This is a genomic window from Mesorhizobium sp. USDA 4775, from assembly GCF_054062655.1.
In genome coordinates, this window is record NZ_JBSSFM010000001.1 from 3991389 (window position 1) to 4012574 (window position 21186).

At 63.3% G+C, this 21186-nt stretch carries 17 protein-coding genes; 6 read left to right on the forward strand and 11 right to left on the reverse strand.

The window, feature by feature from the left end; translation table 11 throughout:
• Positions 1–256: 256 nt before the first annotated feature.
• The 4 genes from ACVILI_RS19600 to ACVILI_RS19615 all read left to right on the forward strand — a co-directional run bounded on the left by ACVILI_RS19600 (position 257) and on the right by ACVILI_RS19615 (position 6130).
• A complete protein-coding gene (locus ACVILI_RS19600; RefSeq protein WP_051726918.1) occupies positions 257–2461 on the forward strand; it encodes a peptidase domain-containing ABC transporter in 2205 nt (734 codons plus the stop codon).
• Between the two features lie 86 nt (positions 2462–2547).
• Complete coding sequence (locus ACVILI_RS19605; RefSeq protein WP_240565039.1) at positions 2548–3909, forward strand: HlyD family type I secretion periplasmic adaptor subunit; 1362 nt, start codon at positions 2548–2550, stop codon at positions 3907–3909.
• Positions 3910–3938: 29 nt separating this feature from the next.
• The gene (locus ACVILI_RS19610; RefSeq protein WP_240565038.1) at positions 3939–5675 is read left to right on the forward strand and encodes a tetratricopeptide repeat protein; all 1737 of its coding nucleotides are present in this window, start codon (positions 3939–3941) and stop codon (positions 5673–5675) included.
• A gap of 89 nt (positions 5676–5764) precedes the next feature.
• Positions 5765–6130 carry a YybH family protein gene (locus ACVILI_RS19615; RefSeq protein WP_038646830.1) on the forward strand — a complete coding sequence of 122 codons (366 nt, stop codon included), beginning with the start codon at positions 5765–5767 and terminating at the stop codon, positions 6128–6130.
• Positions 6131–6227: 97 nt separating this feature from the next.
• Here ACVILI_RS19615 and ACVILI_RS19620 read toward each other — a convergent pair whose 3' ends face one another.
• From ACVILI_RS19620 to ACVILI_RS19655, 8 genes are all read right to left on the reverse strand, one after another.
• On the reverse strand, positions 6228–6530 hold the full coding sequence (locus ACVILI_RS19620; RefSeq protein WP_038652700.1) for a DUF982 domain-containing protein: 303 nt from the start codon (positions 6528–6530) through the stop codon (positions 6228–6230).
• A gap of 119 nt (positions 6531–6649) precedes the next feature.
• The gene (locus ACVILI_RS19625) at positions 6650–7630 is read right to left on the reverse strand and encodes an ABC transporter ATP-binding protein (protein ID WP_457102570.1); all 981 of its coding nucleotides are present in this window, start codon (positions 7628–7630) and stop codon (positions 6650–6652) included.
• Between the two features lie 8 nt (positions 7631–7638).
• Positions 7639–8598 carry an ABC transporter ATP-binding protein gene (locus ACVILI_RS19630; protein WP_038646833.1) on the reverse strand — a complete coding sequence of 320 codons (960 nt, stop codon included), beginning with the start codon at positions 8596–8598 and terminating at the stop codon, positions 7639–7641.
• Positions 8595–9566, reverse strand: coding sequence for an ABC transporter permease (locus tag ACVILI_RS19635; RefSeq protein WP_038646834.1), 972 nt, complete (start codon positions 9564–9566; stop codon positions 8595–8597). Before ACVILI_RS19635 ends, ACVILI_RS19630 begins: the two co-directional genes overlap by 4 nt.
• Complete coding sequence (locus tag ACVILI_RS19640; protein ID WP_019858159.1) at positions 9566–10582, reverse strand: ABC transporter permease; 1017 nt, start codon at positions 10580–10582, stop codon at positions 9566–9568. The genes ACVILI_RS19635 and ACVILI_RS19640 overlap by 1 nt, the downstream gene beginning before the upstream one ends.
• A 21-nt stretch (positions 10583–10603) precedes the next feature.
• Positions 10604–12265, reverse strand: a complete 1662-nt coding sequence (locus tag ACVILI_RS19645) for an ABC transporter substrate-binding protein (RefSeq protein ID WP_038646838.1) — start codon at positions 12263–12265, stop codon at positions 10604–10606.
• 18 nt (positions 12266–12283) lie between these two features.
• The gene (locus tag ACVILI_RS19650) at positions 12284–13189 is read right to left on the reverse strand and encodes a proline iminopeptidase-family hydrolase (protein ID WP_038646840.1); all 906 of its coding nucleotides are present in this window, start codon (positions 13187–13189) and stop codon (positions 12284–12286) included.
• Between the two features lie 54 nt (positions 13190–13243).
• On the reverse strand, positions 13244–14770 hold the full coding sequence (locus ACVILI_RS19655) for a leucyl aminopeptidase (RefSeq protein ID WP_457102571.1): 1527 nt from the start codon (positions 14768–14770) through the stop codon (positions 13244–13246).
• Between ACVILI_RS19655 and ACVILI_RS19660 the strand changes: the two genes are divergently transcribed.
• Together ACVILI_RS19660 and ACVILI_RS19665 are read left to right on the forward strand one after the other, a co-directional pair.
• Entirely contained in the window at positions 14771–15904 is a 1134-nt protein-coding gene (locus ACVILI_RS19660; protein WP_240565036.1) for a LysR substrate-binding domain-containing protein, read from the forward strand.
• Between the two features lie 209 nt (positions 15905–16113).
• Positions 16114–17571 carry an NCS1 family nucleobase:cation symporter-1 gene (locus ACVILI_RS19665; RefSeq protein ID WP_038646845.1) on the forward strand — a complete coding sequence of 486 codons (1458 nt, stop codon included), beginning with the start codon at positions 16114–16116 and terminating at the stop codon, positions 17569–17571.
• A gap of 48 nt (positions 17572–17619) precedes the next feature.
• Here ACVILI_RS19665 and ACVILI_RS19670 read toward each other — a convergent pair whose 3' ends face one another.
• From ACVILI_RS19670 to ACVILI_RS19680, 3 genes are all read right to left on the reverse strand, one after another.
• The gene (locus tag ACVILI_RS19670) at positions 17620–18165 is read right to left on the reverse strand and encodes a DUF1697 domain-containing protein (protein WP_019858165.1); all 546 of its coding nucleotides are present in this window, start codon (positions 18163–18165) and stop codon (positions 17620–17622) included.
• Between the two features lie 23 nt (positions 18166–18188).
• Entirely contained in the window at positions 18189–19826 is a 1638-nt protein-coding gene (locus tag ACVILI_RS19675) for a CTP synthase (RefSeq protein ID WP_020628875.1), read from the reverse strand.
• Between the two features lie 216 nt (positions 19827–20042).
• Complete coding sequence (locus ACVILI_RS19680) at positions 20043–21167, reverse strand: L,D-transpeptidase (RefSeq protein WP_038652706.1); 1125 nt, start codon at positions 21165–21167, stop codon at positions 20043–20045.
• Between the last annotated feature and the right edge of the window lie 19 nt (positions 21168–21186).

Here is a 21186-nt window from a genome sequence, read left to right on the forward strand (position 1 = left end):
TCGCGGAAGAGCGAAGTTCGCGCGTTAAACATCCCGGGACACGGTTTGGCAGAAGAGTCGCGCGGCCGATCAATTCGGAGTACGATGGCAACATGATCGAAACCCTCGGCAGAGGCACTTCGGCCCGGGAATTGTCGAGTTCACTTGCGTGCCGGAAGACAAGTCCATGGTGAACATCCCCGTGAACGCCGAAATCCAAGCGGTCCCGATCCAAGCCGGTTCCGCGCAAGGCGACGCGGCGGGCGGCGAGAGCACTATGGCGCGGATCCCTGGCGGTCCGGCCGAATTTGACAAGATCGGGCCACGCCTCAAGGCGATGCTGCGCGCCGCCCGCTATCACGGCGTCGAGCTCGACCCGAACGAATTCAGGGCCGCGAGCGCGATTCCGGCCGCCGCCGATCTGTCGCAGTGGGCGCAGGACGCCGGCATGTGGTCGCGCGCCGTGCGCATCCGCTGGTCCCACCTCTTGCGTTTCCAGGAAGCCGGACCGGTCGTCCTGTTGTTCAACGATGGCGGCGCGGCTCTCCTCACCGGGGCGAGCGCCGAGCGGAACATCGTCTTCCTGAAAAGCGCGGATGCACCCGACGATGGTGAAGCCGTCGCCATCGACGAGTTGCGGCTGTCGCAGGTGTGGACGGGCGAGGCATTGCTGCTGCGCGCCACACGATCCTATGTCGCGGCGGATGCGCCCTTCACCCTTCGCTGGCTCGCCGAACTGGTGCGGCTCGAAAGCCACGCCCTGCGCGATATCACCATCGCCTCGTTCACGCTGAGTGTCCTGACCATCCTGCCGCCGCTTATCGTCATGACGGTGGTCAACAAGGTGCTGCAGTTCAACAGCGTCTCGACGCTGGTGCTGTTGTCGGCGGTGATCTCCGTGGTTTTCGCCTATGAGACACTGCTTGGCCATGCACGGCGGCTGATCATCAATGTCGTCGGCGCCCGTCTGGACACCAAGTTGCAGCTGCACGTCTTCAGCCGGCTGTTACGCCTGCCGCTCGACTATTTCGAACGGCATCCGGCCGGCGAGACGATGTATCACCTCGCCCAGGTCTATCGCATCCGCGAGTTCCTGACCGGAAAACTCCTCAGTACGTTCCTGGATATGATCACGCTGTGCGTGCTGGTACCGGTGATGTTCTACATCAACGCCTCCCTCGCCTGGATCGTGCTGGCCTGCGCCGTGGTGATCCTGCTGATCATCCTCGCCTTCCTCAGGCCGCTGCGCGGCAGATATCAGCGGGTGGTCGACGCCGAGACCTGGAAGTCGGCGGCGCTCGGCGAAACGGTCGTCGGAATCAAGACGGTGAAGGCGCTCGGTCTCGAGCCGCAGCGCAAGGCGCTCTGGGATGAGCGGGTGGCCGAAGCGGGAAAGGCGCGTCTCGCCTTCGGACAGCTGGCAAGCTGGCCGCAGACCCTGGTCACGCCGATCGAACGTGTGATGGTGCTCGGCACCATGCTGATCGGCGCCTATCTCGCGATGAACGACCGCACCGGCTACATGGTCGGCGGCTTGTTCGCCTTCATGATGATTGCCCAGCGTGTGGCCCAGCCGCTGGTTGGCCTGGCCCGGCTGGTTGAAGACTACGAGGAGGTCGGTGCGGCGATCGGCGAGGCAGCGTCGGTCCTCAACCGGCCGCTGGAGAGCAGTTCGAATTCCACCGGCCTGAGACCCAAGCTGGTCGGCGAGGTCGTGTTCAGCGACCTGACCTTTAGCTATATCGCCACCAAGACACCGGCGCTCGACCGGGTCAGCTTCCATATTCCCGCCGGCAGCATGTTTGGCATTGTTGGGCGCAGCGGGTCGGGAAAATCGACGGTCGCCCGCCTCCTGCAAGGGATCAACCGCGACTACAGTGGGTTCCTCAAGCTTGATGGCGTCGACCTCAAGGAAATCAACCTGCGCCATTTGCGCCAAGGGCTTGGCGTGGTGCTGCAGGACAACTTTCTGTTCCGCGGATCGATCCGCGACAACATCATCGCCGGGCGCCCGGGCCTGACCCTTTCCGACGCCATGCGCGCCGCGCACCTCGCCGGCGCCCAGGAATTCATCGAGCGGATGCCGAATGGCTACGACACCTACATCGAGGAAGGTTCGCCCAATCTATCAGGCGGTCAAAAGCAGCGGCTGGCGATCGCGCGCGCGCTCATCCACGATCCGACCATTCTCATCCTCGACGAGGCGACCAGCGCACTCGACCCGGAGAGCGAGGCGGTTGTCAGCGCCAACCTCATGCGCATCGCCAGCGGGCGCACGATGATCATCGTTTCGCACCGGCTCGCCTCGCTGACCGAGTGCGACAACATCCTCGTCATGGATCAGGGTAAGGTCCTCGACGTCGCGCCGCATGCGACCTTGCTCGAACGATGCGCGCTCTATCGCCAGTTGTGGTCGCAGCAGAACCGGCACCTCGATGGCCGCCACGGCCGCCCCGTCGCCGTCCCGCCGCGGCTGGTTTGATCATGTCGCGCGCCTCATATTCGCATCAGGTCCGGTAACCCATGAGCAGCACCTCTCTCACCGCCCTTCCCGCTCGGTGGCACCGGATGGAAACGAGAGATCCGACGACGCCGGCCATACTCGAGTTCCAGTGGCCGTCGACGGCTGTCGCCAATGCGCCTATTCCGCGGGCGGCGCGCGGCATCGTCTGGATCGTTTCCAGCCTGGTCATCGCGCTGATCGCCCTGGCGGGTCTGATACCGGTCGATCAGGTGGTGACGACCAGAGGGCTGGTGGTCTCGCAATCCCCCAACATCGTCGTGCAACCGCTGGAGACAGCGATTGTCCGCTCGATCGAGGTGCGGGAAGGACAGCGCGTCAAGGCCGGCCAATTGCTTGCCCGCCTCGATGCGACCTTTTCCTCGGCCGACCAGGCGGCACTGGCGATGCAGGTCTCGACACTTGAAGCCGAGGTGGCGCGGTTGAGGGCCGAGGCCAGCGGCCAGGCGTTCACCTACAACGGCCTCGACCCGAGTTGGACCCTGCAGGTGTCGATATTCGAGCAACGCAAGGCGGTCTACGACGCCAAGGTGGAGAATTTCGAACGCCAGCGCGACGAACTCAGCTCGGTGATTTCGCGATCGCAATCCGATGCCGACGGCTACCGGCAGCGGCTGACGGTCGCCGACTCGATCGAACAGATGCGCAGGCAGCTCGAGGCAAGGCAGGTGGGGAGCCGCCTCAACACGCTCCTGGCCGAGGACAACCGCGCGGAAATGTCCCGGGCGCTCGGCAATGCCGAGCAGACCGCGGAAGCCGCCAAACGCCAACAGGCAGCGGTGGCCGCCGAGCGCGACGGCTACATTCAGGGCTGGCGCGCTGAAGTCTCGCAGAGCCTGTCGGAGGCAAGCACGCGGATCTCCGACGCCCGCGAACTTCTCAACAAGGCAAAGCTTCGAAACCAGTTGGTCGAGTTGAAGAGCCAATCAGACGCCATCGTTCAATCGGTGGCAAAAGTCTCCGTCGGCTCGGTCATGCAGTCAGGGGAGCGCTTTATCACGCTGGTGCCGGCCGACGCGCCCCTCGAGATCGAGACAAACATCGTTGGCAGGAGCAGCGGTTTTGTGCATGTCGGCGACCCGGTGGTCATCAAGTTCGACACCTTCCCCTATTCGCAATACGGCCTCGCCCATGGAACTGTGCGGGCACTCAGCCCAGATTCCTTCTCGGCACAGGAGCAAGCGCGCGACCCGAACAGTTCCCTCGCCATGCTGCCTTCCGATGCCGAGCCATTCTATCGCACGCGTATCTCCATCGACCAGGTCGCCCTCCACGGCGTTCCCGCCGGTTTCGCCGTCAGCCCCGGCATGCCGGTGACCGCCGACGTAAAGGTCGGCCGGCGCACGATACTCAAGTACCTTCTCGGCGTCATGCTCCCGATCGGCCAGGAGGCGATGCGGGAGCCTTAGAGTACTGGAGGAATCAGAGGCTCGGATCGATGACAATCCTGGATCGGCTGACTGGTCTGGCCTTCCCGGCGGCGGTGTTGCGTCGGGCGATCCAGCTTGCTGACAGCGGCAAGGCCGCCGAAGCCTTTCCGCTTATGGCGAAAGCGGCGCGCGCGGGGATCGTTGACGCCGAGTACCGGGTCGCGCGTTGCTATCTGGAAGGCGCCGGTGTGCCACCGAGCCGTATGGAAGGCGCGCGATGGCTGCTGCGGGCGGCAAACCACGGGAGCGCGGATGCGCAGGCGCTTCTCGCCGCGCTCTACGTCACCGGGCTGGTGACGGCGGAAGCCGACGGCAAGGGACCCTCGGAGCACTTGTTCAAACCTGATTCCCCGGGAAAACCAGACTTCACGGCCGCATTCGACTTTGCCACCAAGGCGGCCGAGGCAGGCTCGGCCACGGGACAGGCGATCCTCGGTTATATCCTTACCAGCGGCCCCGCATCGATGCGCGATGCCGATGCCGCACACCGCTGGTACGAGAAGTCGGCTGCTGCCGGCTGCGCCGAAGGGTGCCTTGGCTTTGCCCTGTCGCTGGCCCGCCGCGGCAAACGCGAAAACAGAGTTCGGATTGCGGAAGAGGTAAGGCGTGCGGCCGACGCCGGCCTGCCGACCGCGACCTATCTTCTTGCGGTCCTTACCGAGCACGGGCTCGGCGTAGCAAGCGACATGGAAGCAGCCGCTCAACTGTATCAGGCTGCTGCAGAGAAGGGCCTGCCTTCCGCCCAGTTCCGGTTGGGACTGGCACTGATCGACGGTGCACTCGTCGGCCAAGATGTCGCTGCCGGGGAGGCATGGATGCGGCGTGCTGCCTTGGCCGGCAATATCGAGGCAGCCTATATGTTGGGCGATCGCTATGCCAAGACGCAGCGGCCGGACTTTGCAGAAGCCGCGAATTGGTACCGGCGGGCGGCCGAAGCCGGCCACCAAGCCGCTGCCCGCGCTTTGGCCTCGCTCTATTTGACGGGAAATGGTGTGGCTGAGGATGTCGAGGAAGGAGCGCGCTGGCTGCGCTCTTCCGCAAATGGCGGCAATCAGCAGGCACAGACAGACCTCGCCAATCTTATCCTCGGAGGGGCCGGCGAGCCGGACGACGGTGCGAGCGTTGCCGGATGGTTCGAGGCGGCCGCATCATCGGGCGACCTCATCGCGGCATTCAACCTTGGGCTCTGCTTCGCCAAGGGCGTCGGCGTTCGCCAGGACGAGGGGCAAGCGGCACACTGGCTGCGGCGCGCGGCCGAAGGCGTCGCCGAGGCGCAATATATGTATGCCCGCCTCCTCCAGGATGGACGCGGCGTGGCGGCCGACCCAACTCAGGCCCGCGTGTGGTTTGCGCGGGCGGCCGACGCCGGCGTGCTCGACGCACGTGTGGCGCTCGCAGAGATGCTGCTCAATGGGCGCGGCGGCATGCCCGAGCCCGAGGCTGCAATGCAGCTGTTTGAGCAGGCCGCCGCCGACGGTCACGCCGGGGCGATGTTTGCGATTGGCGCGCTGTACGGAGCCGGCCACGGCCTGCCGGCCGATCAGGCGGCAGCGCAGAAATGGTACGCCGCCGCTGCCGGACGCGGGCATAGCCAAGCCCAATTCATGCTCGGACGTTATCTCTTGAAAGGCCTCGCCGGGGAGTGCGACCCGGTTGCCGCTCGCCTTTGGCTCGAACGCGCGGCTGCGCACGGGATCAGTGAAGCCGCCGACGAACTGGGGACTGCGGGCGCGGCGGCGCCATGAGCCATATGCTCGTTTCGACGCGGGAGTGGTCCAGTAAGTTTGCACCACGGCGGATCCACGCATCCCAACTTCCTTCATAGGCGCGCTCAATGAACGATCCGAGTGCGGGAAAGCGCGCCTACGACCCTCAGCAGCTGGAGCCCATGCTGATAGCGAGACAGCATGCGGGCGACGTCGATGGCATGGTCGCGCTGTTCGAGGCGGATGCCGTGATCGACTGCGGAGGCGGACGTTTTCTGCGCGGCCATGAAGCCATTCGTGACTACTATGCCGGGATCGTTACGTCCGGACGGAAGTTTGCGGTCGGAGAACAGCGGCCGGCGCTCATTTGCGGCGACCTTGCCCTCACCTCGACCCGACTTCCCGACGGCGACGTCACCAGCGAGGTTGCCCGGCGGCAGGCCGACGGCTCCTGGCTTTGGGTGATCGACCGCTATTCCGTCGCTTGGGATTAGGCCTTCCGGGAAAACCGGCCGGCCACGTCACCACGGGCGCGTCAACACACTGCGGCCGTCATGGCCGCAGTCCTTGCGTTCGGCAATCCGGGTGCGGCTACCGCCGCAGCGCGTATACGTCCGCCATGGTTCCGCCGGGGACCGGCAGCGCCATGTCGTCGTCCAGAAGCCGCGTGATCCTGGCAAAGCCGGTGAATGCCTTCCTGGCCTCCTCCGCCGACATCTGCCCCGACAAAGCTGCCGAGCAGCAATTCAGCGCGCACTGATACACTGGCCCACGTCGTCCCGTCGGCCATTTACGCAAGAAAACCATCGCCTCTGCGACACTATCCACTTCTTCTACAGGGTGTCCCTGCCCGCGCGAGATCCGCACGGGCGCAAAGAAATGCAGGTAGTCCATCGTTTCCTCCCGGTCGATCGCGATGCCGCCCGATCGAACCTTATGAAACGCACAGTCTTGCGGTTGGTTCCACACAGAAAACAGAACCTTTAAAAAAACTTTTGGTCGATGGTCGCCAGCTAAACCGTGGGGAAGTGGCAGGCCACTTTGCGGCCGGGTCGATACTCCCTCAGCTCCGGCCGTTCCGTGCGGCATCGCTCGACCGCGATCGGGCATCTTGGGTGGAAACGGCAGCCGGATGGCGGCTTGAGCGGGCTCGGCACGTCGCCAGTGAGGATGATGCGCTTGCGCGTCCCGCTGGGCGTGGTCTCAACGACCGGAACCGCCGAGATCAGCGCCTGGCTGTAGGGATGGGCTGATGTCGCGAACACCTCCTCGGCCGGCCCTTCCTCGACGATCGAGCCGAGATACATGACAGCGATGCGGGTCGACACCTGGCGCACCACCGACAGGTCGTGGGCGATGAAGATGTAGGTGAGGTTCAGCTTCTCCTGCAGATCGGCAAGCAGGTTGACGATCTGCGCCTGCACCGAGACGTCGAGTGCGGAGACCGGTTCATCCAGCACGACCAGATCGGGATTGAGCGCGATGGCCCGCGCGATGCCGACCCGCTGGCGCTGGCCGCCGGAGAATTCGTGGGGATAGCGCATGACATGGTCCGGCAGCAGGCCGACGAGCTCGAACAATTCCGCGACACGCGCGGTGATCTCGCGCGAGGAAAGCTTGCCGTGGATGCGCAGCGGCTCGGCCACCAGATCGCCGACGCGCCGGCGCGGATTGAGCGAGGCCGACGGGTCCTGGAACACCATTTGCAGGCGCCGCCGCAGCGGCCTCAGTTCGGACAGCGATTTCGAGGTGATGTCCTCGCCTTCGAACAGCAGCTCTCCGTCGGATATGTCGTAGAGCCTCACCAGGCAGCGCGCCAGCGTGGACTTGCCGCAGCCGGATTCGCCGACCAGGCCGACCGTCTCGCCGCGCCGCACGGTCAGCGAAACATTGTCAACCGCATGGACGGTTCGCTTGCCTTCGGCGGAGAAACGGGTGCCGATCGAGAAGCGCTTGCCGAGTGAACGCGTTTCGAGGATTGGGCTGTCGGTCATCGGTCCGCTCATGCCTGCGCCACCCGGAAGCACGCCGCGGCGTGAGTGCCGATGCCAAGCTCTGGCCTGTCGGTCACGCAGGGCTCGTAGTGCACCGGGCATCGCGGGCCGAAGGCGCAGCCCTGCGGCAATCGGAGCAGCGATGGCGGCGAACCGGGAATGGCCGGCAGGCGGCGCGGCTTTTCACCGGTCAGCGGCGGGATCGAACCCAGCAGCGCACGCGTATAGGGATGTCGTGGGTCGGAAAACAGTTCCATGCGGCTGCCACGTTCCACCACGCGGCCGGCATACATGACCATCACCCGGTCGGCGAGTTCGGAGACCACGCCCATGTCGTGCGTGATGAAGACCACAGCCGATTTGTGCGTCGCGCGCAGCTTGCGCACGAGGTCGAGAATGCCGGCCTGCACCGTGACGTCGAGCGCCGTGGTCGGCTCGTCCGCCACCAGCAGCGCCGGATTGCAGGACAAGGCCATCGCGATCACCGCGCGCTGCCGCATGCCGCCGGAAAGCTGGTGCGGGTAGCGCGACATCGCCTCGTGCGGATTGGGAAAATTCACCTCGGCCAGCAGTTCTTCGACGCGCACCATCGCCTTGGCTTTGCTGATATTTTGGTGCGCGCGGATCTGTTCGGCGATCTGCCAGCCGATCGTGTAGACCGGCGTCAGCGCCGTCATCGGATCCTGGAAGATCATCGCGATCTCGTTGCCGCGCAGCCGCCTCAGCTCCCGCGCCGGCAGCCCCACCAATTCACGGCCCTTGTAGCGGATCGAGCCTTCGATGCTGGCGTTCGGATCGGTGATGAGGCCCATCACCGCCAGCAGCGACACCGTCTTGCCGGACCCGGATTCGCCGACGACGCCGAGGATCTCGCTTTCCTCGAGATCGAAGGAAACGCCATCGATCGCCCGCACCAGACCGTCATTGGTGCGGAAGGATACTTTGAGGTCGCGCACCGACAGTATCATGATGTCCTCAGGCGCGGATCGAGAAGGATGTAGACGAAATCGACGACCGCATTGGCGATGACCACGAACATGGACGCATACATCACCGTTGCCATGATCATCGGCAGGTCGAGATTCTGCAGCGCGTCATAAGTGAGCTTGCCGATGCCGTGCAGCCCGAACACCACCTCGGTCAGCAGCGCCGAGCCGCCCACCAGCGCGCCGAAGTCCAGGCCGAACAAGGTGACGAACGCGATGAGCGATGTGCGCAAGGCGTGGCGCAGCAGGATGCGCGTCTCCGACAGGCCCTTGGCCCGGGCCGTGCGGATAAAATCTTCCTGCAAGGATTCGATGATGGCGGCGCGCAGCACGCGCCCGTAAATGCCTATGTAGAGAATGGCCAACGTGATCCAGGGTATGATCAGGGTCAGGAACCAGCCTTTGGGATCGTCGGAGAAATTCTTGTAGCCAAGCGGCGGGACCCATGAGAATGCCCAGCTGTCGTGGTAGCGGCTCTGAGTGATCAGGTTCATCACCTCGCCCAGCCAGTAGACCGGCATGGAGATGCCGAGCAGGCCCAAAGCCATCAACAGCTTGTCCAGCCAGCTGTCGCGGGTGGCGGCGGCAACGATGCCGATGATGATGGAGACAACCACCCAAAGGATCGCCGCCCCGAACACCAGCGAGAGCGTGACGGGGATCGAATCCATCACCGCCGGCACCACCTTCCAGCCGCGATTGACGAAGGAGGTCAGGTCGCCGGTGACGAAGATCTTCTCCATCATCTTCACATATTGCACGTAGAGCGGCCGGTCGAAGCCGAAATTGTGGCGCACCGCTTCCAGCACTTCGGCTGTTGCATTGCGCCCGGCGATGCGCGCCGCCGGGTCGGCGCCCGGCGTCGCGAAGAAGATCAGGAAGACGATGACCGAGATACCGAACATCACGAACAGCATCTGACCGAAACGGCGCAGGATGGCATAGATCATCAGTCGCGCCCCAACCGAACCTTGGAGCGCGGGTCGAGCGCGTCGCGCAGGCCGTCGCCGAAGACATTGAGCGCCATGACGGACACCGCGATGGCCAGGCCCGGCACCAGCGCCACCAGCGGCCTGGTGTAGAGCAGCGCCTGCCCGTCCTGGATGATGGTGCCCCAACTCGCGGCGGGCGGCTGCACGCCGATCGACAGGAAGGAAAGTGCAGATTCCGTCAGCATGTTCAGCGCCATCATCAACGGTACGAAGACGATGAGCGTGGTGGTGATGTTGGGCAGGATATCGCGCCACAGGATGCGCCATCCCGGCACGCCGAGATTGATCGCGGCCAGCACAAATTCGCTGTGGCGCAGTGACAGCACCTGCCCGCGTATCGGACGCGCCACATAGGGCACATAGACGATGCCGATGATGATGACCGGCAACCATAGGCTGCCGGACTCGATATCGATCGGCCCGATCCTGATGCCTTGCGCGATGGTGACGATGGAAAGCGAAATCGCCAGCAGATAGATCGGGAAGGCCCACAGGACATCCAGCAGGCGCGACAGCACCGTATCTGTGATGCCGCCGAAATAGCCTGCGATCAATCCCGCCGCCGTGCCGATGATCAGGGTGAAGATGGTGGCCGCACCGGAGATCAGCAGCGAGCTCAGCCCGCCATAGAGCATTCGGGCCATGACATCGCGCCCCTGGCTGTCGGCGCCGAGGAAATAATTGCCGAGCCGCCAGGTCGGACCGAGCGGCGTGTAGCCGAGCCCCAGCCCCTCGGTCGATTGTTCCATCACCGGAACGTCGGCGCCGTCGATCTGGATGACGGCGTCGAGCGTCGAGGCGAAGGGGTCCACGCCGGCCCACTTCGCGTAGAGAGGCGCGCTGAGGCAGGCCAGCACGATGAGGAGGAACACGGCCAGGGATGCCATGGCAGCCCTGTCCCTTGCCAGCTTCGCAAACGCGACGGCCCAGGGCCCTCGCGTCTTGCGCGGCATGGCGACGGCTTGGTTCGACACGGACGTGCCCTCCGCAGTTCGTTACTGCACCCAGGACTGGGTGATCATCCAGTTGAACTGCCGGTTGAACTTGAAATTGCCAACCCGTTTGCTGACGAAGTCAAGCCGCTTCGGCGTGAAGAGACCGACTGCCGGCGCCTTGTCCGTGACCTGCTTGTCGATTTCGGCCCACATTTTGTCTGCGGCCTTCTGGTCGGTCACGCCGAGATCCAGCGCCTTTTGCATCTTGGCGTCGATGTCCTTGTCGCAGAAGCCGGCGATGTTGATCGAGGCATCCGAACCTTCACGGAAGGAGGCGCAGCTGAACAGGATGTTCAGGAAGTCGGAAGCCGCAGGATAGTCCTTGTACCATTGGGTGACCGACATCTGCACCTTGTTGTTGGTGTTCTGGATGTAGGTGAACTGGATGTTGGACGAGATCGGCTTGACGTCGGCGACATAGCCGATGGTGGTCAGCACGCTCTGCAGGTAGACGCCGATCGACCGCGAAATGGCGGTGTCCTCGACGATAATGGTCACCTTCTGGCCCTTGGTGCCCGATTCCTCAACGAGTTGCTTTGCCTTGTCGAGATCCGGCGCCGACCATTTGGCACCGGGGTTCTTGGTGAAGGGGCAATAGTCCTCATGGCCGGGGAAGTCCGGCGGCAGGATCTGACAGACCGGCGAGGCTAGCACCTTGCCACCGAACAGCTTGACCAGCGTGTTGCGATCGATCGCATAGGCAACGGCCTGGCGCGCCTTTTCATTGTCGAACGGCGCGAGACGGTTGTTCAGGGGTGCATACCACCACGCCGAAAGCGGCGAGATGTGCAGCTGGTCCATGGACTTGCTGCCAAGTTCGCCCAGGCGGTCGCTCGGCAGCGCATCGAACATCCAGTCCGCTTCGCCGTTCTGGATCGCCGTCACGGCCGCTTCCTCGGACAGGCCGAAATCATACTGGACGACATCCGGGTAGCCGTCAGGTTGCGCTTCCTCGCTCCACTGCTTGAAGTTCGGGTTGCGCGACACCGTCATGCCCTTGTTGGGGTCGAAGGCGGAGATCATGTAGGCGCCGGTGCTGGGAATGGGCTTGGAGCCCATGTCTTCGGCGGGCGTATCCGCCGGCAACACCACGGCATGCGGCAAGGCAAGCTTGTAGAGTATCTCTGCGTCGGGCTTGGTGAGATTGAGGGTGATGGTACCGGCCGCTTCATCGCCGACGACACCGCCGTCCAGCGTGCAGTTCTTGGTATCGGCCAGGCATTTGTCGGCGCCGACAATGCCGGCATAGAAGGTGCCGGAAGTCGGCCCGGAAACCTTGAAGATGCGCTGGAAGGAGGCGACGACGTCCTTGACGCCCATATCCTGGCCGTTGGAGAACTTGATGCCCTTGCGCAGCTTGAAGGTGAAGGTCTTGCCGTCATTGCTGACCTGCGGCAGCGCCTCGGCCAGATCGGGGACGATGGTGAAGCCGTCCATGCCCTCGGCCTTGCGGAAGGCCACCAGGCCGTCATAGATCGGCTGGTACATCTGCCAGCCCTGGTCGGTATAGTTGATGTGCGGATCGAGCGTTCCCGCCGCGGAGCGGGCCAGAAGGCGGATGGTGCCACCTCGGTGCTCCTTGAGATATTCAGCCTGTGCCGGAGCGAGCCACGTGCCGGCCAGCAGTGCCGCGGCTGATGCGGCCAAAAGCAGTTTCTTCATGTCTTGGTTCCCCTTTTCTCAGTTGTCGTTGTCGTCCAGGAAGTCGCCCACCACCCGCATGCACGCGTCCTGCTCTTCGACATGCGGCATGTGGCTGGAATGCTCGAATATCTCCCAGCGCGATCCCTTGATGCCGTCCTTGAAGGGCTGCACGGTCGCGGGCGTGGCCTCGTCGTAGCGTCCGGAGATGATCAGTGTCGGAACATCGACGGCCTGCAGCCGATCGATGATGCTCCAGTTCTTCAGCGTTCCGATGACATGGAACTCGTTCGGCCCGTTCATCAGATGATAGACAGTGGGGTTGCGCACGACCTGGTCGAAGGTCTCCGTCACCTCCGGTGGGAAAGGCACGACCCGGCAGACATGCCGCTCGTAGAACACCATCGTCGCTGCCTGGTAGGCCGGATCTTCCGTCGTGCCGGCCTGCTCGTGCCGGGTCAGTGTCTCCTGCACGTCCCCGGGGAGGTCGGCGCGCAACCGGTTGGCCTCTTCGACCCAAAGCTTCATCGAAGCCGGCGAGTTGGCGATGGTCAGCGACTTCAGGCCATTCGGCCGCGTTACCCCATACTCGGCGCCCAGCATGCCGCCCCAGCTCTGACCTAACACATGGAAGCCTGCGCGGATGCCGAGATGATCGACGAGATTTTCCAGCTCGTCGATGAAAAGCCGTGGCGTCCAGAAATCGGCGCCTTTCTCCGGCAGCAAAGTGGAATTGCCGCAACCCAACTGGTCGTAGTGGATGACGGCGCGGTCCCGTCGGGCGAGATGCTTGTAGGCATCGACGTAGTTGTGGGCGGCGCCCGGCCCGCCATGCAGGATCACCACCGGGGGCTTGTCGGCATCGAGATCGCCAGAAATACGATACCAGGTCTCGTAACTGCCGAACGCGGCTCGTCCCTCTTTGCTAGCGACCTCTGACGACATCCCGGTTCCCATCACGTTTGAACGCATTTCGTTTCTGTCCCCGACAGCAGGCGCCTAGTTCAGCCTGGTCTGCACCCACTCTTCCAGCATCTGCACGCCGAACGCCGTGGCGCCTTCGCGGCCGAGCGGACGGTCCGCGTCGGCCATTTCCTTGCCGGCGATGTCGAGATGCACCCAGGGACGATCCTCGGTGAAATGGCGCAGGAACGCCGCCGCGTAAGGCGCGTCACCGTCTTCCATGTCCTTGGCGTGGTGCCGGATGTCAGCGAAGGGCGATTGCAGGCCTTCGTCATAGGCCTTGTCGAGCGGCAGTTGCCAGAACCGCTCGCCAACCGTTTCCCCCGCAGCGATCATCTGCGACGCGATAGCATCGTCGGTGCTGAAAAGACCTGCAAAGACCGATCCCAGGCCGCGCATCACCGAATAGGTCAGCGTCGCCAGATCGACGATCACCGACGGGTTGAAGCGCGAGGCGGCATAATAGAGACAATCGGCCAGGATCAGGCGCCCTTCCGCGTCCGTGTCGAACACCTCGACCGTCTGTCCTGACGCCGTGGTGACGATGTCGCGCGGCTTGAGCGCGGTGCCGGACGGCATGTTCTCGGCAATGCCGAGAACGCCGACGGCATGCACCGGGCTGCCTTGCCGGGCAAGCGCGATCAGCAGGCCGACCACGGCGGCCGCGCCGCCCATATCGGCCTTCATGTCGAACATCTGCTCGCCGCGCTTGATGCAGAGGCCGCCGGAGTCAAAACACACGCCCTTGCCGACGAAAGCCATCGGTTGGGAAGGAGCGCCCTTGCCGCGATAGCGCAGCACCGCGACGCGCGGCGGCCGCACCGACCCGGAACCCACGGCCAGGATCGCGTTCATGCCGAGCTCCTTCAGCCGCGATGGATCGAGTATCTCGACGTCGATGCCGGCTTCGCGCAGCGGCTCCAGATGATCGTGGAAATTGTCGGGGTGGAGATGGTTCGGCGGCAGATTGACCAGCGTGCGCGCATATTCGACACCGTCCGCGATGGCATTGATCCGCGCCAGTGCCGGGGTCAGATCCGCGCGGCTTGCTCCGACCAGCTGTACCCGCAAGGTCCGGTCCGCTCCCGCCCCCTGGCGCCGGTTGCGCATGTCGAAACGATAGCGCCGCAGCCGCATGCCCAGCGCGACGCGCGCCAGGATCTCGGCTGCGGGCAGGTCAATGCCGTCAATGGGGTCGAGGACAAGCGTCGCGGCGCACTCGCACTTGCCTTCCAGATGCGCGGCAAGCAAACCGCCGGCGCGCGCCAGTGACAGGGCGGTTACGGCCTCGGCCTTGCCAAGGGCCAGGACGATCACGCGCCGGGCCGACACGCCCTGGGGGGCGATGAGATCGATGCACGTGCCGGATTCGGCCAAGGTGGCCGGGTCGGAGCAGGCACGCGACAGGATCCCGCTCATCTCGGCGTCCAGTGCCGCTGCCCGCGGGCCAAAGCCTGTCTGGGCGGTTCGCAAGATCACGACGACAGCGGTTTCCGAGGAAATTCCGTCCGCCGTTTCAAAGACCGGTACTGGCGATTGAGGCATAGACTGGCATTCTCCCATTTGCTGACGACTCCGGCCTCGGCTCAGCGTGCATCGCTTCGCCCGCCAATGGCTAAACCTGTTGCCGGTCTCTGCCCTTGGTGGAATGGTGCCGGAGGCCCCAAAAAATCGTTTTCTGATGGCGACTTAGTCGCTCTTGCCTTTTGGGTAGCGCCGACAGGCCAGGCGATCAAACGCCAATTTCGCCCAAGTCGATTGACAAAAACTCAACTGACAATTCATGATCGGCCAATGGCCCTACCTTCACTCAATGGCATGCGCGCTTTCGAGGCCGCCGCACGTCTCGGCAGCATCAAGGATGCGGCCGAAGAGCTGCACCTGACACCCTCGGCCATCAGCCGCCATATCCGTGCGCTCGAAAGAAATCTCGGCCAGGATCTGTTCGAACGCGGCTTTCGCCAGATAACACCGACCATCAGGGGCTCCTACTATGCGCGCAGCCTCTCCGAAGCGTTCGAGGCCATCTGGCGCGCCACCGACGACGTCAGCCTCGCCGATGGCCCAAGCCACGGCAGGACCCAACGCGTCCGGGTCTTGTGCGTCCCGGCGGTCCTGAACCTTTGGCTGGCGGACCGGTTGCCGAACTTTCGCAAGCTGCATCCGACCGTGGAGCTGGAGATCTCGACGTCAGGCAAGCGCGCCAACTTCGATTTGGCCATTGTCGACGAGTTCGTCTACAAGGCCGGCCCGGCCCTGACGCTTTTGATCCCGCTGGTTCTGACGCCGGTCTGTGCGCCCTCATTGCTCGATGGGCCCGTGCCGCTGCGATCGCCCGCCGATCTGGTCAACCATCATCTTATCCACGAATGCGAGAGCATGAGATGGAAGCGTTGGCTGGAGCAGGAAGGCGTTTTGGACACGACGCCGAAATCCAGCACGACGCTGGATGACTGTACGCTCATCATGCGCGAGGCAATCAATGGCGCCGGAATTGCGCTCGCCGATACGATGATGGCGCAGGATCTGCTGCAGCAAGGCAAACTTGTCGCGCCGTTTCAGGCCCGCCATACCTATCCGGCCGGCATCTACCTGCATCAGCGCCGCAGCATCGGCAACAAGCCGGGCACCGGCCTGTTTCAGGACTGGCTGTTGTCGGAAGTCGAGGACCACAAGCGGGTCATGGACATCGCCTAGGTGGAGAAGCAGCGCCCGAATTCGAATCACCAGAACTGTTGGTATCCAACAGCGGCCCACCATTGCGACCCCTCGATAATCGCCGTTCGCATTGAATATCTTTAAGGCCAAAGCCGGCAAATGGATTGCTTGTCGGTTCCCCAGCGTCAGGCTTAACCTGCACAGCTATCGCGTGGAGGCGCGTGGCCAATCAAGGGGAGGACATTGCAGTGACCATACAAGGCGCATCGCCTGATCTGTACAACGAGGATCTCGCTCCGGCCAAAGTTCGAAACTGGGGACCATTCTCGATCTTCAACGTCTGGACATCGGACGTTCACAGCCTGTGGGGCTATTATCTCGCCGCCAGCCTGTTCCTGTTCTGCGGCGGCTTCGTCAATTTCATCATTGCTATCGGCATCGGCTCGCTGATCATCTACGCGCTGATGAACATGGTCGGTTATGCCGGCGTCAAGACTGGCGTGCCCTACCCCGTGCTCGCCCGCGCCTCCTTCGGCATCTGGGGTGCCAACATACCGGCCTTGGTGCGCGCCATCGTCGCCTGCTTCTGGTACGGCGCGCAAACGGCCGCCGCCTCCGGCGCCATCGTGGCATTGCTCACTCGCCTGCAATGGTTCGACGAATTCAACAAGACCTCGCATCTTCTCGGCCATTCCACGCTGGAAGTGATCTGCTTCGTCATCATCTGGGCGCTGCAACTGCTGATCATCCAGAAGGGCATGGAAACAGTGCGCCGCTTCCAGGATTGGGCGGGGCCTGCCGTCTGGGTGATGATGCTGCTCCTGGCCATCTATCTCTGCGTCAAATCAGGGAGCTTCGCCTTTACCAGCGATATTCCGATGGACGTGCTGCGCGAAAAGACCGCCGATGCCGGGATTCCGGGCGATCCCGGATCGTGGACGACGCTCTTCGGGGTCGCGGCGATCTGGGTGACCTATTTCTCGGCGCTCTATCTCAATTTCTGCGACTTCGCCCGCTACGCGCCGGACAAGGCGGCGCTGCGCAAAGGCAACATCTGGGGCCTTCCGGTCAACCTCATCCTGTTCTCGCTGGTCGCCGGCGTCACCACCATTGCCGCCTATGACGTCTACCACGAAGTGCTGCTGCATCCCGACCAGATCTCGGCCAAGTTCGACAGCTGGTTCCTGGCGGCACTCGCGGCCCTGACCTTCGCGGTTGCCACGCTCGGCATCAACGTCGTCGCCAACTTCGTCTCGCCAGCCTTCGACTTCTCCAACGTCTTCCCGCGTCAGATCGACTTCAAGAAGGGCGGCTACATCGCAGCACTCATCGCACTTGTGCTCTATCCATTCGCGCCGTGGGAAGGCAGTGCGGCGCATTTCGTCGGCATCATCGGCGCGACGATGGGGCCGATCTTCGGCGTCATGATGGTCGACTATTACCTGATCCGCAAAGGCGAGGTCGACGTCGAGGCGCTGTATCGCGAGGACGGCGAGTTCCGCTTCCAGGGCGGCTGGCACGTCAATGCCTTCATCGCGGCCGGCATCGGTGCCGTCTTCTCGTCGATATTGCCGAACTTCACCAACTGGCTGCCGTCCTGGTGGGGCGTCTATGGCTGGTTCTTCGGCGTGGCGATTGCCGGCATCATCTATTACGTGCTGCGCACCGCCGCCGTGGGTGCGGGCGCCAAGATAGCGAAAGCCTGAAAGTGATGCAGTAGGCAGTAGGGGCTAGGGAATACACAAACAGATTCCCTATTCCCTACTGCCAACCATCTCCGCCAATTTGCGCACCGTGTTCCAGTTGCGCGACGTGCCTATGCCCAGGCGCTTGTGATTGGCGGCCGCAAGCAGCCGCGAGCTTGGCCGTTCGCGCGAAAACACAAGCCATATGTCGCCGCCGATCAGGAGCACCTTCTCGTCCTCGGCGGCATAGGCCTGAAGCCCCGACAGGACATCTTCGGCCACAGGCTTGCGCATCACACGCACCGCGACCTGATCCCCGGCTTCCTCCGATTCGGTTGGGAATGGATTGCGCGACGCGAGTTTCTGCCAATCTCCAGCGCCACGGACAATGATGTCGACGTGGCGGTCAAAGGCCGTTTCGAAGGCGGCCTCCAGCCGCTTCTCAAGCGCGGCAGTCGCGGTCCTCTCAGCCTCGAAGACCAGATTTCCCGTCGCCACCAGCGTGCGAACATTCCTCAAGCCGAGGCCTTCCGCCATCGCCTTGAGGTCCGCCATGACGACCCGGCGCCCCTCACCCAGGATGATGCTGTAGAGGAGCGCGACATAGGTCTGCATGAGAGGCTCCGCCTGGCGGGTGCCTACACCAGGCGAGACTGTTCCACGGCAGCCTCGATGAAGCTGGCGAACAGCGGATGCGGATCGAGCGGCCGGCTCTTCAGCTCAGGGTGATACTGGACGCCGATGAACCAGGGATGGTCGGGATATTCGACCGTCTCCGGCAGCACGCCGTCTGGCGACATGCCGGCAAACACCAGGCCGCAATCCTCTAGCCGCTCCTTGTAGTCGATATTGACCTCGTAGCGGTGGCGGTGGCGTTCGGAAATCTGCGTGTCACCATAGATCTCGGCGATCTTGGAGCCCTTGGCGAGGTCGGCCTGATAGGCGCCGAGACGCATCGTGCCGCCGAGATCGCCGGTTTCCCGCCGCTTCTCAAGCATGTTGCCCTTCAGCCATTCGGTCATCAGGCCGACGACGGGCTCGTTGGTCGGGCCGAACTCGGTCGAGGAGGCATGCTCGACGCCCGCCAGCGACCGCGCCGCCTCGATGCAGGCCATCTGCATGCCGAAGCAGATGCCGAAATACGGCACCTTGCGCTCGCGCGCGAATTTCGCCGCCAGGATCTTGCCTTCGGAGCCGCGTTCGCCAAAGCCGCCGGGAACCAGGATGCCATGCACCTTTTCCAGCCAAGGCGTCGGATCCTCCTTCTCGAAGATCTCCGATTCGATCCAGTCGAGCTTGACCTTGACGTGATTGGCCAGGCCGCCATGCGAAAGCGCTTCGATCAGCGATTTGTAGGCGTCCTTGAGTCCAGTGTATTTCCCGACGATGGCGATGGTCACCTCGCCTTCCGGGCTGTGGATGCGGTCCGACACCTTCTGCCAGGGCTCCATGCGCGGCTTCGGCGCAGGGTCGATGCCAAAGGCGGCCAGCACTTCCGAATCGAGCCCTTCCTTGTGGTAGGCCATCGGCACGTCGTAGATGTGCGGCACGTCGAGCGCCTGGATGACGGCACTTTCCCGGACATTGCAGAACAGCGACAGTTTTCTGCGCTCTTCCTTGGGAATGGCGCGGTCGGCGCGAACCAGAAGGATGTCGGGCGCGATGCCGATGCCGCGCAGTTCCTTGACCGAATGCTGGGTCGGCTTGGTCTTCAGCTCACCCGCCGTCGGAATGTAGGGCATCAAGGTCAGATGCACGTAGACGGCATTGTTGCGCGGCAGGTCGTTGCCGAGCTGACGGATCGCCTCGAGGAACGGCATCGCCTCGATGTCGCCGACCGTGCCGCCGATCTCGCACAGCACGAAATCATAGTCGTCATTGCCGTTGAGGACGAAATTCTTGATCTCGTCGGTGACGTGCGGAATGACCTGCACGGTGGCACCGAGATAGTCGCCGCGCCGCTCGCGCTCGATGATGTTCTTGTAGATGCGGCCGGTGGTGATGTTGTCCTGTTGATTGGCCGAGCGGCCGGTGAAGCGCTCGTAGTGACCAAGGTCAAGATCGGTCTCCGCACCGTCATCGGTGACGAACACCTCGCCATGCTGGTACGGCGACATCGTGCCGGGATCGACATTGAGATACGGGTCGAGTTTTTTGATGCGTGCGCGATAGCCTCGCGCCTGCAGGAGAGCCCCAAGGGCCGCTGCGGCTATGCCTTTTCCAAGTGAGGAAACCACGCCGCCTGTGATGAATACATATCGCGCCATGGGAGTCATCGCTTAACGCGGCTGGATTGATTCCGCCAGAGAAAAAACCACCGCGAAGGTTTTTTCCCAAGAAGGCGTCGGACCATGATCCCGAAGTGTGGAACCCGGTTTTCTCGAACAAACGGTTTTCGTTTGTCCGGGGATCACGACCGGACAGGCTTGTCGTGAGCGAGGCAAAACAAAAGGGCCGGCTGAGCCGGCCCTTTCGGCAGGATGGCGGAAACGTCAGATGATGACGACTTTGGTGCCGACCCTGACGCGGCTGTAGAGATCCATGACGTGCTCGTTGATCATGCGGAAGCAGCCATTGGAAGCGCTGGTTCCGATCGACTGCGGCGCGATGGTGCCGTGGATGCGCAGATGCGTGTCCTTCTTGCCGTCATAGAGGTAGATGGCGCGGGCGCCGAGCGGGTTTTGGCCGCCGCCGGGCATGCCGTCCTTGTACTGCCCGTAGTGCTTGGGCTCGCGCTTCTGCATGTCGAGCGTCGGGATCCAGCGCGGCCATTCCTGCTTGTCGCCCACCGCGACCGTACCCTTGAACTGCAGGCCTTCACGGCCGACCGCGATCGCGTAGCGACGCGCGGTCGAAAACGATTCGACGAGATAGAGCCGGCGCGCGCTGGTGTCGATGACGATGGTGCCCGGCTCATAGCCGGTGAATTCCACGTCCTGCGGCACGAATTCCGGCTTCACCTTGAACGGCTTCTTGGCGTCCTTCTGGGCGAGAGCCCGGTCGAGAGCCCGCGTCTCGGGCAGATAGCTGATCGACGAGCCGGAAGAGGTGCCGCCGAACAGGCCGGCGAACAGGCCGCGGCTCGGCTGCTTCTGGCCGATGACCTCGCTACGAAGCTCACCATTGTTGCCGGTCAGAGCGACATTCATCGCTTCTGCCGGAAGCGGCTCGGCTGACTGGATTGGTGTGATCGGTTCGATCGGCTCGATGACCTTTGTGGTCTTCTTGGCCGGCTTGGCGTCAGCCACTTCGGCCGTTGTAGAAGCGCTCTTTCCCTTCTTAGCCAGGAAGGCCTGCCGTTCGGCGTCGGCCTTGGCCTTGGCCGCCTCGCGCAACGCCAGCTTCCTGGCTTCGAGCGCCTTGGTCTTGGCGTCTTCCTTGTCGGCGGCGATCTTGGCCTCGATTTTCTTGATCTGGGCGAGATCGTCCGGTGTTGGGCTTTTCTTCTTCTTGAGAGCCTTCAACTGCGCCGCATCGCTCTTGACTGCGACGTTGATGGCGTCGGTTTTGTCGACCGACTGATTGGCGGCCAAATTGGCCGGCACGCCGGCGAAAGCCGGGGAACTCAGGCCGAGTACGGCGCAAAGTCCCAGGAAAATGAAGCTGCGAAGCTGCATGGCGAAGATCCGATCGTTC